Here is a 15,967-nt window from a genome sequence, read left to right as displayed (position 1 = left end):
TTTCTCCACTGCTGTCAGGGATGAGTCGTCTTTCTTCGGCACGGCGGCCTCACTGAGCGCCGGCGCGGTAGGTCAGGATCAGGCCGAGACCGGTGACCGGGCCGCCTTCGTGGACCAGGGTCCAGTCGCCGGTGGTCAGGCCGGGGGTGTTCAGCAGTTGGCCGTTGTCGAGTGCGAGGCGGGTGTCGCCGTTGAGCAGGAACCTGGCCGGCGTGGCGGTGGCTAGGCCGTAAGTGGCGTGGACGCCGGTGATCTGGCGCCCGGTGATGCCGGGCAGGTGGCCTGGGGTGATCGGCAACGGCAGCCGGTCGGTGTCACCTCCGGTGAACGCTGCCCATTCGTTCGGGAACTCGGTGGCGACGTCGAGGTACCGCGCCGCCGGACGCGGGCGGAGCATGCCCGAGACCGCCGTGCCGAAGGTCTCGCCGCCCTGTTCGGCCGTGTACTTCACCGTGATCGTCACGTCCAGCAGGCCGGTCGGGACCCGCCGGGCCGTCAGCCGCCAGCGGGAGACCGCGCCGGTGCCCTCGAACGGCAGGTAGAGGTCGTCGTCGTAGCGCAGCTCGAACATGCCGTTGTTCTCGCGGCCGTCCTCGACGTCCGACAGCGCGATCTGCCGGCTGGGACGCCAGTCGCCGCGCAGCGACTCCGGTGGCGTTCCCTTGGGATCGAGCAGGTACCTGACCGCTTTCGGGTCCGGTGCGAGCACGATCTTGTTGTCCAGCTGGGTGAGCGTGGCGGGCACGCCGATCGGGCCGTCGGCGGTCTCGAACGTGACGCTGACCGTGCGGATCTGCCGGCGGTAGTGGCCGGGGAAGTCCCGGTCGTAGAGGTCCTCCGAGAGCGTGAACTCGCTGGTTCCGTTGCCCCGCAACGCCAGCAGCGCCATCGGGTCGAGCTCCACCAGGCTCAGCCGTTTGGTGATCTCCAGGTTCCGGCCGGCGCCGGCGGTGTACGCCTGGCCGAGCCTGCCCAGATCGGCGGCCAGGGCCTCGGCCGCGAGCAGGCCGTTGCGGTGGGAGTCCCAGTGTGTCGGCTGGACGAACGCGTCCTCGGTACCGCGTTCGAAGTGGTACGCCTTCTCCGCGGACCGGGCCAGCTCGTACGCCAGGTGGTAGGTCTGGAAGTACAGCCCGGACAGCCGCGTGGCCATCCAGCCGTAGAGCTGGTGGCCGGCGAACTTCCCGGTGAGGAAGGTGGTGACCTCGCCGAGGTGCGCGGCCTGCCGGTCGAGCACCGCCAGCTCCTGCCGGGCGATCCCCACCTGGAGCTCCGCCCCCAGGACCTGGTGGCCGATCTGCTCGGCGTCGGCCCGTGAGGTGGCCAGTTGCAGCCGCCAGTCCTCCTCCTGGCGCAGCTGTTCGGCGCGGGCACCGAACACCTCGCCGAGCATGCTGAGCCCCTCGCCCAGCGACTCCGCGACCTCCGAGCCCTTGTCCAGTGCCTCGCCGAGCTGGTCGCTGCCCCACGACGTGCCGGCGATGAACGGGCCGATGTAGTTCTGCGGGCCGGCCGAGGCGGCCGCCGCGGCGATCTTCAGTCCGCTGGCGGCGAAGTGCGAGGCCGCCCCCGCCGACATGGCCGTGAGCTGAGCGATCTGCAGCGGTGACGCCCCGACGCCGATCAGGTGCTCGTAGTGCCGGATCCGCTCGCCCGCACCCGCCTGGGCGGCCTGGAGCTCGCGCAGCGTCTCCTGCGCCGCCTCGATCTGGTTCAGCTTCACCTCCCGCGTCAGCGCCAGGATCGCGGCCTCCTGCCGGTTCTGCAGCAGGGCGAGCTCCTCGGTGTCACGGCGGTCGAACGCGGCGAGCAGGTCGCTCCCGAGCTGGCGGCACCGGTCGGTGAGGTCGAGCGCCGCGCGGTGCAGGAACGTGAACCGGTACGCGGGGACGGACGCGGCCGTGGTGGCCACGACCTGCTCGATGGACGCCCCGGACGCCGCGGCGCGGACCAGTGAGGCGACGTCGGCCGGCGGGGCGAACAACGGCAGTGGTCGGCTGATGCCCAGGATGTCCATGGAGGCGCGGATCTTGCCGAGCCGGTCCTCGACCCGGTTCCAGTACTCGAGGAACACGCTGTTGCCCGGCACGTGGAAGTACGGGTCCGCCACGCCGGCGTGCACCGCGCCGGAACCTTCCAGCAGTACGCCGTCCAACGTGAGGCCGGCGACCTCGTCGAGCTTGTCGTAGGTGGACGTCCCCGGCAGCAGCCGGGGCCCGAGGTCGTAGGGCCGCTTGCCGAGCAGGTCGTAGGCGAAGATGTAGAGCATCCTGGCCTCGTCCACGCTCTCCGCCGTGTACTGGCGGAAGAGCAGGTCACCCCAGTCGAGCAGGTTGTCCACATAGGACATCACGGTGGCCCGCCGGTACGACTCCGGGCGCAGCTGCGCGATGGCGTGCGGGTCGAACGGGTCGTCGCGGTAGGCCTCCAGCAGTGCGGCCCGGTCGGACGCGGCCTCGACGGCGTCGCGGTCCGGACTCTCGTGGAACGGCAGGAAGCGCCAGGGCCGTTCGCGCACGGTCGGGTCGAAGACGTGCTCGACCCAGCGCCTGGCCTCCTCGAAGCGCTGGGCGCCGTTGAGCGCCTGGGCGATCAGCATCGGGGCGTGGAAGAAGATCTCCCAGTAGTACAGGCCGTTCGCGCTGTCGAAGTCCAGGTGCGCGCCGACCGGCACACCGGCCTTCGCCGTCTCCGGCTGGACCCGGATCGTGGTCGCGTCCGACTTCTCGGCGCTGAACGCGGGCAGCTCGTCCAGTTCCTGGGTGTCCGGGGCCAGCAGGGCCTCAATGCCACCGACGAGCAGGCGGCGGTTGAGCTCGAAGGCGGTGCTCGACGTCAGCCGGATGACCTCGTGCGCCACCGCGATCGTCTCCCTGGGCGCGGGCGAGTCCTTCGGATAGGCCAGGTAGCCGTCGCTCGTGAACAGGTACAGCGCCGAGGCGGTCTCGAGCGTCCCGGTGTGGTTGCCGGGGAAGCCCGCGGGCAGCCCTTCCCAGTTGCCCGCGATCGGACGCCGCGCCACCACGCTGTCCGGTTCCGCGTCGATCGGCAGCGCGCCGTACTCGGCACCGTCGAAGACGTACCGGTGGTGGCCTCGGTTGATCACGGCCGAGACCGGCCCTCCGAGAGGCTTGGGGTACCCGTCGTCGTGACCGTCCGGGACGGCGCCGTTCTCGTCGAGGGTGTACCGCAGGTACTCGCTGCCGGAGACGAGGTACAGCCTGCCGTCCTCGACGTAGGCCGCATCCACCCGCCCGGTCCTCGCCGGGAGGGAGGAGTTGAAGAACGTCCTGGTCGGATAGGTCGTGTCCCCGCCGGCACGCAACAGGAACGTGCGCTGGGCGTTGTCGAACCAGTAGGAGACTCCGTTGAGGACGAACGACGGCCCGGCGGCGGCCTGCTGCGGCAGACCGTCGGGGTTGCCCGCCAACGCCCTGGGGTAGTTCCCGCCCACTGCACCGGACTTGTCGATCTTCGCGTACTGCGCGCCGAAGACCAGGTAGAGCTCGCCCTTGTCCTGCAGCAGCTGGACATCGGCGTCGGCGGGGGCCTTTCCGCGCTGACCGACCTCCCACGTCCTGCCGAGGTCCGCGTCGGACACCAGACCGTGGTGCTCGCGGGAGTAGAAGACCACCCGGCCGTCGCCCTGCACCACGGCGGCGTCGACCCTGGACCAGCGGGGCAGGTTGTCGTCGTTGGTCGCCAGCTTCTTCGGGTAGCCCTCGTCCGGCCGGGGGAAGCTGTTCTTGTGGCAGCGGTAGTACTCGTCGCCCGTGAACAGGAACATGTGGTCGCCCCGCCTGATGGCGGCGTCGAGCCGGCCGGTGCGGCTCAGCACGGTGCCGGACAGCCCGAACCGCTCGGCGGTCGGCCGCTTGGTCAGCCGGGTGGCGTTCTTGTCCGGCGGCACCACCACGTACACCGGACCCGAGTTGTCGAAGTAGTACCGAGTGCCGTCCGGGAGCTCGAACGCGGCGTCGATGCTGGTCAGCGAGGTCGGCAAGTTGTCGGGGTTGTTCTTGAGCGGCCGGACGGCCGGTAGCAGGGCCGGTGCGACGATCGGCCGGCACAGGAAGCTGCCGCCCTTGTGGTCGATGCTCAGCCACGGGCCGTCGGTGCTGTCGACCGGCGCGTTGAACTGCACGATCGCCGCCGGGTCCGGCACCGGCGAACCGGCGGGGACGCCGATCGGCTCAGCGAAGATGTAGGTCGGGTCGACCAGGCGGGGCGGGGTGACGACCGTGCCGGTCGCGGGCAGCCCGTAGAGCTCAGGGGTCAGCGTGGTGGCCCAGTTCTCCCGCACGTCGCCGTCCCGGTAGGAGCACTGGACCAGGATCGAGTCGTGCGAGTCTCCGCCCGGGACCGTCCGGGACGCCTTGACGTGCAGACGCAGTTCGCTGACGGAGGAGCTTTCCCTGGTGCTGACCGCGAGCAGCTGCGCGGGCACCCACTCCTGGTTGAGGTTGCGGAAGGAGTAGCAGATCTTGATCCGGTACTTCGGGGGTGGCGCGGTGACCTTCTGGCCACCGCCCTTCACGGGTTCGGTGAGCACCGTGGTGGCGGTCGTGTCCGGGGTGACCGCCTCGACCACCGGCCAGAACACGAACACACGGCCGAAGGCGTGCACCGGGTCGACCCGGTCCGCGTCGATCGCCAGGTCGACCCGCTCCCACGGCTCCCAGGCGGTGGACAGCGTCTCGCCGTCGCGGAACTGGGCCGCGCGGTAGTAGTAGCGGTGCGGCTGGGTCCTGGTCCGTCCGAACAGGACCAGCTTGCGCGCGCCGGCGGCGGCGTCGTCCTCGGTGTAGACGTAGCCGCCGGCGATCGTCAGCCGGGACACCTCGGTGTACTCGTCCAGGTAGCGCTTGTAGGCGGCCCGGACCGACTCGGCGGTGACCTCCTTCTGCAGCAGGTCGTCCTCCAGCGCGGCGAACGCGGGCGTCTTGCGGTCGCGCAGCTCCGGCCGCAGGTAGTTCTCCGGGTAGAGGAAGACCTTCCGGTTCGCCTCCCAGGTGCGGTAGTTGCGCATCCACGTCCACCAGGACTTGAGCCTCGCCCGGACGTCGTCCGGATCGGCCTGGCTCTCGTCCGGCCGCGGTCGCAGGACGACGTCCTCCAGGTCCAGCAGGTACCGGTGCACGAACAGCTGCGCGGCCGCGATGGCCTCGCGGACGCGGGACGTGGTGGCGGTGGGCCCTGTTCCGGCGTCGATCAGGAAGCGCCGGAACAACTCCTGGACACCGTCGGGGCCAGGGGCGACCGCGGCCACCAGTGCGTCCCGCTTCAGCACGTTGACCTGGTCGTGCAGGTGCGGTCGGAGCTTGGGCCACTCCTGCGGGGCGGTCCGCGCCTCGACCAGGCGCAGCAGGGCCGACGCGGCCGCGGCCGGGTCACCCTGGCCGTGGACCTGGGACCAGACCTCGTCGTACAGGCGGCGCGGGCCGGTGCCGAACCTCCCGGCCACGGCGAACGCGTCGACGAGCGCCAGCAGGAACTCGATGCCGGGCGCGATCTCCTCGGTCGTCCCGGAGACCAGCAGCCCGCTGTTGCGCTGCGCCCACCGCACGTCCGCCACGTCCCACCCGAAAAGACCGGCCAGGTACTCGTACGGGTCGTCCGCGCCGTCGACCAGCAGCGACTCCAGTCCTTCCGGCCGGGACCGGACCAGCTCGGTGAACCGGACGATCGTGTGCACGTCGGTCAGCCGGTAGTCGGCCGTGCCGGCCCAGCGGTGCCGGAACTCCTGCGGGAAGGTGCGGTCGACCTCGTCGTACCCGCCGGAGTAGCGGACGTACCGGTCGGCCTTGGTCAGGTAGGTGCGGCCCTCGAAGCCGAAGGCGCCGTCCGGCCCGGCCTCGAACTCCGCCGGGAGGTCACCCCAGTCGTCCCGGACGGTCCGGGGGAAACCCGGTTCGACGAAGTCGAACGGCTCCCCTGCCGGGTAACGGACGAACTGCCCGCCCGCGAAGGCGTACAGGTGACCGGTCGGCGCGACCACGGCCGCGTCCAGCCGACCGGCGTCGAAGGCGTTGCGCACCTTGCCCCACACGTCCTTGACGGGGTGCGCTTCGCCGTCGACGACGAACTGCCTGCCCCGGAACAGCCGGGTCCGGCCGTCCGGTCCGCGGAACGCCGCGTCGACACCGTCCTGGAACGCCACCGGCAGTGCGGGGATGTCCAGCTCGGTGGCGATCGCCTCGATCGGCCGCGGGTAGCCGTCGTCGACGTGGGTGAAGTCGGCCGAGGAGTAGCGGACGTACTGGTCGCCGCCGAACAGGTACACGCGGCCGTCGGCCACCAGGGCCGCGTCGACCACACCGGACTCGGCGATCGTGTTGCGCACCCGTCCGATCCGGTCGATCGGGAACGTCGCCGTGAGCGCCGTCGACACGGTGTGGCACACGCCGCCGACGATCACGTGGATGGTGCGGTCGTTGCCGACGACCGCGTCGAGCGGCCGGTCCAGCTCGTCGGCGAAGGACTCCGGCAGCGCCGCGAAAGGCTCCTCGAGCCGCAGCTCGTCGGCGATCCGGCGCGGGTAGCCCGGATCGATCGACCGGTAGCCGGAACCCGTGTAGCGGACGAAGCGGTCACCGGAGAACAGGTACGTGACCTCGCCACGCCAGACGAATGCGGCGTCGATCCCACGGCCGGCGGTGATGAACGGGTTGCCCGACAGACCCCAGCGGTCGCGAGTCGGCTCCTGCGGACCGAAAGCGCCGTCGGCGAAACGGGCGAAGGTCCGGTCGAAGAAGAAGTAGGTCGCGCCGTCGTGCGCGGTGAAGGCGGCCCGCAGGCCGTCCGGTGAGTCCAGGCCGTGGCCGAAGCCGGGGAACAGCCGCTCGATCGGCCGCACCACCGACCAGCGCCCGGTGCGTTCGGTGCGGGAGACACAGCGTTCGCCTGCCAGCAGGATCAGCGTGTCGCCCTCGACGAGCACCGCGTCCGGGAACGGGAGGCCGGCGGGGAGGTCCGGGAAGATCTCCTCCACGACCGGGTAACCCGGATCGGGGACCCGGTAGTCGGTGCCCGAGTACTGGACCCGCCGGGCGCGGCCGTCCTCGCCGGGGTGTTCGACGAGGACGGTCCTGTCCCCCACCACGTAGGCGATCGCCACACTGGTCAGTCCTGCCCAGTGCGCGCTGATCGGCAGCGGATCGCCTTCGATCGCGGAGTCCGGACCGGCGCACACCACGAACTGGTCGTCGCTGAACAGGTAGGTCTTGCCGTCACGGCCGGCGAACGCCGCGTCGACCCGGCTGTTCTCGTGGATGGCGTTGCGCGGGCGGCCCCACTCCGCGGCGAGCGGGTAGGCCCTGTCGAGCTGGGTGTCGAAGCAGCTACTGCCCTTGAACACGTAGACGTTGCCGTCGGTGCCCATGAGCACGCTGTCCACACCGGACTGGAACTCGGGTGGCACCGCGCGCAGGGTCCGCGGCCGGAACGAGGTGGCATGGGCCTGTGGCGCCTCGATGGCGGACCGCTTCACCCAGCCCTTCTCGCGGTGGGCGGCGATGACGCTGCCACCTTCGACGAAGGCGCAGGACACGTCGGCGAGGTCGAGGTCGTCGTAGCGGCGGTAGGCCGAGGCGGACACCGCGTGGCACTGCCCGTCCCGGAACAGGTAGGTGGTGCGGCGGTCCGCGAACGCGGCGTCGACACCGTCCAGTGCGACGTCCAGGCCGGAGAGACCCGGCTCGGACACCAGATCCCTGAGGAGCCTGGGATAGCCGGCCTCGACGTGCTCGAACCCGTTGTCGCGGTAGCGGAAGTACTGGTCGCCGGAGAACAGGTAGGTGTGGTCCCGCCGCACTTCGACGCCGTCGACCTCGTCCACGATCCGCGTGACCAGAGCCGCGTCGACCCGGCCGGTGCGCTCGATGTTGTTGCGCACCTTGCCCCAGTGCGCGCTGACGGTCGCCGGGTAGCCGTCGTCGACCCGGGTGTAGTCGTCGGTCGAGTAGCGGACGTACCGGTCGCCGGAGAACAGGTAGGTCCTGCCGTCGTGGCCGACGAACGCGGCGTCGACCTCGTCGAACGGCACGCTGTCCCACTCCTCGCGCAGCGACATCGGCGGCGACCACCACCGGTGCCGGGCGTCGAACCGGAGGAACCGGTCGCCGGCGAAGAGGTAGGTGTTGTGGTCGCGGCCGGTGAAGACGGCGTCGACCGGACCGGGGTCCACCCCCTCCGGCATGTTCCACCAGTTGTCGGACAACAGTTTCGGGAAACCGGCGTCGGGCGTGCGGTAGTCGTTGGTGCTGTAGCGCACGTAGTAGCGCGCACCGTCGCCGCGGACCTTCATCCGCAAGCCTTCGAGCGCGACCGTCAGGGTGACGCCCTGTTCGGTGGTCAGCGTCCACTGTGGAGACGAACCGGTGATCCCGCCCGGGGTGAGACCGTGCTCGGCGAACCGGTTGCGGAGCGCGGGCGTGAGCTGTGCGCGGGCCACGTCGTCCTGCAGTTCCAGTGGCAGGTCGAACAGCACGCCGCCGACGCCGAACACGTACGTCCGGTTCTCCATCACGAACGCCGCGTCGACCGTGCTGATGCCACCCCAGTCCGACTCGACCGCCCGCGGGTACCCGACGTCCACAGTGGAGTAGTTCGCGGACGAGTAGCGCAGGTAACTGCCACCGCTGAAGAGGTACGTCCTGCCGTCGAGGCCGGCGAGAGCGGCGTCGACCCGGCCGCTCGGCAACACCGGCGCCGGCACGCCCCACCGCTGGGCGGTCGGCACGACCGACGCTCCCCCGGCCGTGACCGCCGCGGTCATGCCCGCCTTGAACAGGTGCAGCACGCCGTCGGCGTCGGTGAAGGCGGCTTCGACGCCGCCTTCGAACCGCGCCGGAACGTCGTGGACGCGGCGCGGGTACCCCTCGTCGGCGCGCACGCCGTCGTTCTCGATGCTGTCGGAGTACCGGACGACCTGGTCGCCCGCGTACAGCTGGACGGCGGACCCCGCCACGTGCGCCGCGTCGATCCGCTCCAGCCGCTCGAACGCGTTGCGCAGGGCGCCCCACCCGGTCGCGCCCGTGAGGACGTGGACGTGCCCGTCCGGTGCCTGGAACGCGTCGAGCGGCCCCGCGGCTCCCCCGACGCCCTCGCGTTCCCGCCACTCCGCGATCGGACGCGGGTAGCCCTCGTCGACGTGCGTGTAGTCCGGCGTCGAGTACCGGATGTACTGGTCGCCGCAGAACAGGTGGGTGCGGCCGTCCGCGTCGACGTACGCGCCGTCGATCCGCTCGGGATCGGCGAAGGTGTTCCTGACCTTGCCCCAGACCTGGTCCCGCGACACCCACCGGGTGCTGCCGGGCTCACGGGTGAAGGCGCGCGACGTCCCGTCCGCGGTGTGCCCCGCGACCCACTCCACGCCGGACGGAAGGGTGAAGGCGGCGTCGACGCCGGTCAGCCCGGCGAAGGCGGGTGACAGGTCGGAGAGCGGCGCCGAGGCAGGGCTGATCAGTGCGCGGGTTCCGGCGGCGTAGGTCCAGTAGCCCGCTCCCGCGAAGACCAGGACAGTGCCGTCGTGCGCCTCCAGCAGGGCGTCGAACCGCCGCACACCCGGTGGCAGCACGAGGTTCTCCGGGAACTTGCCGACGAGGTCCTGGTCGGTGAACACGGCCGTGACCTCGGCGGGGGTCAGCCCGAGCTTGGCGGCCAGCACGGCGAACCGGCGGATCCGCCGGTGGGCCAACCGGAAGCGCGGGTCGTCCGGTGGGCCTCCCGCGGCCAGCACCGGAGCGACCAGGAGGTCCAGCGTCTCGGCGGGTCCGCCGGTCATGGCCTCACAGATCGCGGCCGCCGTCGCCGTGGCGATGCCGAACGCGTCGGCCACCACCCCGTGCAACGCCAGTTCCTGCTCGCCCGCACGCCGCACGAGCAGGTCGGCGATCTCGGTCACGGCCGCGGTCGTCTCGACGGCGACAGCGTGCAGCAGGAAGAAGACGTCCTTGCTGTAGTCGGTCAGCCCGGGAAGCTCGAAGTCGTAGGCGCTGGTGATCTCGCCAAAGTACGGCAGGCGTTCCTGGACGACCGCGAACCCGTCGGTGAGGTGACCGGCCGCGACCAGGTGTGCCAGCAACCGGTCGCGATCCTCGTCGGTGAAGCCCAGCGCGGTCACGGCGGCCGGGTCGACCCGGTACGGCCGCTGGTCGTCCAGGACGGCGCCGATCCGGTGGAAGACCATCTCCTGGTCCGCCGGCAGGAAACCGGTGCCGAGATCGAGGCCGGCGAAGGGCCGGGCGAACAGGGCCTCGTCCACGATCCGCTGCTCACGCGTGTAGCGGCCGTCCAGGGCGGCGACCACTCGGCGGCACACGGTCTCGTCGGCGATCACGGCGAAGTCGTCGGCGGTGAAGGTGTGCAGTTCGGTCCACAGTCGCCGCAGGCTGATCCGGATCGCGTCCAGGACCGCCCTGCGCTTCGGGTAGAACTCCAGCCCGAGACCGAAGTCCTCGGCACGCAGGTCGACCAGCGCGGTCTTGTCCCGCACTGCGCCGTTCTCGTTCAGGTGGCCGTTGAAGACCAGGCTCTCCACCAGGGCCGTCACCTGGGCCGAGCTGAACCCGAGTCCGGCGAAGACGGCGGCGTCCACGGTGAACGGCTCGTCGGCGAACCTGACGGTCCGCGTGACCAGTTCGGCACGCACTGCCGCCTGCGCGTCACTCAGGTCGACGCTGGGCGCGAAGAGTTCGATGTTGGCAGGGTCAGCGAAGAAACCGGGATCGGCGAGCTCGCCGCTGTCCGCGACGTGGCCGTGGTGAACGAGGTTGTCGTAGAGCTCGGCGCGCTGCCGCGGTGTCAGGGTCTCGAGCACGGCGAGGTCGGCGGGGAAGAACGCCGCCGAGGTGTCGGCGACCGCGCCGATCGCCTTGAACAGCTCCTCGCGGTGGTCGTCGAAGTCGGTGGCCAGCAGCAGGTCCTCCGGCACCTCGCCGGCGAGCGTGCCATCGGCCCGCAGATGTCCCAGCAGGACCAGGTTGCCGAAGATCTTCGCCTGCATCCGGTCGCCCAGACCGAGCCCGGCGAAGTCCTCCGGCACGATCACGCCGAGATCGGTCACGGCGTCGTAGGCCGCGGCGACCACCACTTCCTGGTCGAGCCGCAGCAGCCGGTCGTCCTCGGACGAGACCACGCCGTCGTCGTACGCGGCCAGCACGTCGCTGACGACCGTGGCGGCGCGCCCTTCGAACCGGCTGCCGGCGAACGCCTCCGCACCGAAGGCGACCGCGCCGAACGCCTGGCCGATCGCGCCGGCCAGTGCCCGCCCGCCGTCCTCGCCGGAGTCCTGGCCACCTCCCAGCACCAGGGCCAGCTCGGCACCACCGAACCCGGCGGCCTGCATCCAGCCGACCACCTCGAACAGGGTCTGCACCAGCCACAGGCTCTCGGCCGGCGCCCCGCCCGCGAGGATCGCGAAGACGTCGCGCCGGGCGGGATCGATCTCGCCCAGCACCGGGAACGTCGTGTACCGCCGTGCCGACGGATCGCTGTCCAGCGCCGTCAGCACGTCGAACAGCTCGTCCATCCCGATGCCGAGCGCTCCGGCGACCAGGCACGTCCGGTGCAGCAACCCGATCTCGGGCAGGCCGATCCCTCCCCGGTCGAACGGGCTGGGCTCGTCGGCCCGGTGGCGCTCGCGGTAGCGGCGGACGATGGTGCCGATGTCGGTCTCGGCCACCTCGATCCAGCCCGCCAGCCGCGACAGGTAGTCCTTGTTGCGCACCGCGAGGAGATCGCCGGAACAACCCTGGACCTCCTCCGGTTCGATCGGCACGGCCATCCGGCAGCTGTCGGTGACGGCGAGCCCGTGCACGCGGTGCAGGCGCAGCACGACCGCCAGGGTGCGCAGGCCGGCCTCGTCGATCCGGCCGGCACAGCACGAGTTCACGGCCAGACCGAGGTCCGGCAGGGCCAGCCCGGTGGCCAGGGACATCCGCACCAGCTTGCGAGCCCGCGTGAGCCACGCCGCGCCGTCCGCGCCCCAGTCCACTGTGGATCCGTCGGAGCTGATGGACGCCGGTGGGGTGACGGCCACCAACGCGCGCAGCTCCTCGCCGGTGAGTCCGAGGGCTTCCGCGAGTCGTTCCGCGTCCTTCAACACGAGCAGCTTCTCCCCGTCCAGACCGAAGTCCGCGGGAACCGCCTCGTCGTCGCGCAACACCTCCGCGACCTCCGCCGGCGACATGCCGAGGTACTCGCGGGCGGCGATGTCGTGGTCGGGCCGCGGGGCGAACAGCCGGTACAGCTCCAGCGGCGTGACCTCCAGGTGACGCAGGTAGGTCGCGATCCGTGCGTGGGACAAGGAGAAGGGCAGAACGAACGGGTACTTGCGCAGCAGGAGCTGCTCGTACGGGTCATCACCCTCGAAGGTGCCTTCGAGCACCGAGTTGACGATGTCGAGGTACGGCGTCTCGGTGAGCGTGTTCGCCTCGTCCAGCGGCACCTGCAACAGGTCGGGCCTGCGCGCGGGTCCCAGCAGGGACGGCTCGGCGAAGTCGGTCTCCAGCATCGCCAGCAGATCGACCAGGTAGGCGGCCGGCGAGTAGACCGACCGTGCGTCGTCCGGCCTGTTCTCCGCCTCGCCGAACAGGTCCTCGTAGTCGGGAGCCGACTCCTCGTGCAGCACTGGGTTCTCCAGGGGTTTCCGGGACGAGACGATTCGCCGGACGGCGCGCCGCGGTCCCGCCTGTGGCGGACGTACCGCAGGAGACCTCGGAGAAGAGCCGGACGCGGACTGCGCGTCCTGTGGCCTGACCGGTTGCCGGAACGCTATGGCGGAGTGGCCCCGAGCGTCGTCCGGGGAACCCCTGACGATTCCCCTGACGTTTGGCACGGGGCGCGGGAAGTGCCGCTGCCGGACTCAGCGGAGGGACATGCGCACCGCGAGCTGGGTGCGCGACCGCACGCCGAGCTTGCGGTAGGCCCTGCCGAGGTGCGTCTCCACGGTCTTCTCGGTGACGAAGAGGTTCTCGGCGATCTGCCGGTTGGTCAGCGCGTCGGCCGCCAGCTCCGCCACCCGCAGCTCCGACGGGGTCAGCGCCGCCACTCCCGTCACCTCGATGCGCGGCGGCCGGCCCCCGCCCACGGTCAGACCCGCCGTCAGCCGTTCGGCCAGCGCCTCCGCGCGGCACCCCAGGGCGATCTCGGCCGCTTCCTTCGTGGTGGCGCGTGCTCCGGCGCGGTCGCCGCCCCGCTGGCGCGCTTCTCCCAGTTCGGCGAGCGCCTCGGCCAGCTCCAGCCGGGCGGGGCCTTCCCGCAGCAGCCGCACCGCCTCCGCCAGCACTCCCAGGTCACCGCCCGCGCCCGCTCGAAGTGCCGTCGCCACGTGCCTCGGCACACCGAACATCCGTGCCAGGCGCAGCTGTTCTGCCACCAGCACCGCCGCCTGTTCTCGCCTGCCCGCCCTGCGATGGGCCGCCGCCGCGTGCAGGCGCCACTGCACGTCCCACAGCCCGGTCACGCCCCACCTCGCGTACAACGTGCCGCACGCCATCGCATCGGTGAGCAGCACCTCGTCGTCGCCCAGCGCCGCGTGCAGGCGCATCCGCGACTCCAGCAGCCACGTGTGCAACGACGCACGTGGCATCGCGCCGTCGGCCAGGACTCCGTCGTCGAGCACCGCGCGTGCCTCGTCCAGCCGGCCGCGTTCGACGAGCAGGTGCACCCGTGCGGCGTCGAGTGCGGGTAGCGCGACGTTCGGCCTCGGGACCGCACCCGTGCCCAGTTCCACGTGTTCGTCGGCGGCGGTGAGATTCCCTCGCAGCAACGAGATCCGCGCCAGGTAGGCGTGCACGATGCCCACGGCGAACAGCTGGCCGCGCTCCAGGGCGTTGCGCAGCGCCCGCTGGCCGCGTTGCTCGGCCTCGACTAGTCGGTCGGCTACGAGCAGCGTGTTCATCGCCGACCAGAGTGCCGACCGTTCGGGCGTGAGGCGGTTGCCGTCGAGCGCGGTTTCGGCGAGTGCGACCGCGTCGTCGGCGCGCCCGCCGGTGAACACCTCCTCCACGGACAGGTGCGCTGCCAGCACGGGATCGGTGCGGTCGGCCGTCGCACGGAACGCGGCAAGCCGTGCGACCAGTTCTTCGCGTGCCGACAGATCGGAGCGGGCCACGCCGAGCAGTTCCGACAGGACGTCCCTGCCGAGCTGGGCGGGTGCGTCCCGTGGCATGACCCGCGCGACCTGACGGAGCAGTGTCAACGCCGCCGGGATCTCGCCGCAGGCGTTGCGGAACCGGGCCAGGCTGTAACCGCACCGCGCGCTCTGTTCCGGCGTGCCGGCCAGCGCGAGCGCCTCGCGCAGGTGGACGTCCGCCTCGGCGATCGCCAGCCGGTGCACCTCGCAGTTGCCGAGCAGCCGGCTGACCTCCGAGCGCAGCCCCGTCTCCGGCGGCTCCTGCCTGGCGCGGGCCAGGTAGGTCCCCGCGTCCTGCGGCGACCCGCGCTGCCACGCCTGGGCCGCGGCGGCGACGAGCACCTTCACCCGGTCCGGGCGTTCGGCGGGCAGCGTCCGCAGCACGTGCGAGGCGACCGCGGCCACCTCGGCCCCCGAAGCTGCCAGCACCCTGGCCGCGCGGTCGTGCCCCGCTCCGCGCTCCGCAAGCGGAACCAGCGAGTGGACGACGTCCCGCAGCACCACGTGCGCGAAAGCCGGCGGGTCGGCCGCACCGAAGAAACCGTGCCGCACCAAGCGTTCCGCGCCGACCGCCGCGGTGGCCACGTCCACTCCCGCCTGCTCGGCGACGAGCGCCAGCGCCGTGTTGTCACCCAGCACCGCGACAGCCTGGGCGATCCGCCGCACCTCGTCCGGCTGCCTGCGCAACCGGGCCTCCACGTGCCCCCTGACCGCTTCGGGGCCGGCCGAGGTGACCACCGCCGCGGTCTCGCCGGGGCTCTCTGCCAGGACCCGTACCAGTTCCCTGACGAACAGGGGATTGCCCGCCGTGGTCACGTGGCACGCCTCGTAGAACGCGTCGTCGGCGCCGCTCACCGTCCCGCGCACCAACCGCGTCACACCGGCCGCGCTGAGGCTGCGCAACCGCAGGTGCGCGCAGTCCTCGGTGGCGAGAACGTCGTCGAGCAGCCCGCCGTCGTCGTGCTCGCCGCCACGGGTCGCGACCACCAGGAGCACGGCGACCGAGTCCAGCCGCCGTGCGAGAAAACCCAGGAACCGCATCGAGGACGGATCCGCCCACTGGGCGTCGTCGACGACCAGCACCAACGGCCCGCTCTCGGCCAGCGACACCAACAGCCAGTACAAGCCGTTGAACAGACCGAACAACGACCCCGTCTCTCCCTCACCGAGGTCGAAGATCGGCTCGACGGCCGCGACTGCACCCGTGAACAACGCCCGCCGCCGCTCCACGTCCACGGGCAACGTCGTCTCGAACAGCTGACGAACGAGCCCGAACGCGAAGTCCCGCTCCAGTTCGGCCCCACGAGCCGACAACACGGCGATCCCGGCATCCACCGCCATGGCACGAGTCCGGCGTATCAGCGCCGTCTTGCCCATGCCGGCACCCGCGTCCACGACGACCACTCCGCCTTGCCCGCGCGTCACAGCCTCGACGGCGGCGCGCAACACGGCTGTCTCGGCGTCCCGTTCGACCAAGTGGGGCAACGACTCGGCGCCTGCGGGACTCGAACGCATGAACGAGTTCTAGCGCACCGGAGACGAAGTTCGGGGGCAGGGGTGGGGACTTCCCGGACGGCACCGGATGCCCGAGTTCCTCTTCACAGCCATTTCGCCTGCACGACGCCCGTGGATCGGTGTGAAGCGCGTCGACCGCCCCTCGTGGGGACATCGACGCATCCAAGCTTCTGCGAAGAGTCCAGAAGGGCGTACTCGGCCAGCGCTGCTCCTTCGCGTAGAACGCGTCCCGGTGGACGAGGAACGCGTCCGATCCCTTGTGCGCGGCGGTCCACCGCGCGCCTGTCGTCGGCCGGAACTGCGTGGATCGTGTCC

The 15,967-nt window shown here is 71.3% G+C and carries 2 protein-coding genes; both read right to left on the bottom strand.

The window, feature by feature from the left end; all coding sequences use genetic code 11:
* Positions 1-49: 49 nt before the first annotated feature.
* Complete coding sequence (locus tag ACSHWB_RS35230) at positions 50-12,631, bottom strand: hemopexin repeat-containing protein (protein ID WP_439657618.1); 12,582 nt, start codon at positions 12,629-12,631, stop codon at positions 50-52.
* A 234-nt stretch (positions 12,632-12,865) separates the two neighbouring features.
* Entirely contained in the window at positions 12,866-15,652 is a 2,787-nt protein-coding gene (locus tag ACSHWB_RS35225) for a helix-turn-helix transcriptional regulator (protein WP_439657617.1), read from the bottom strand.
* Positions 15,653-15,967 lie beyond the last annotated feature (315 nt).

The sequence above is a fragment of the Lentzea sp. HUAS TT2 genome (assembly GCF_051853195.1).
Taxonomy (GTDB): domain Bacteria; phylum Actinomycetota; class Actinomycetes; order Mycobacteriales; family Pseudonocardiaceae; genus Lentzea.
The sequence above is the reverse complement of the archived record's forward strand: the minus strand, read 5'-3'. Positions and strand labels throughout refer to the sequence as shown.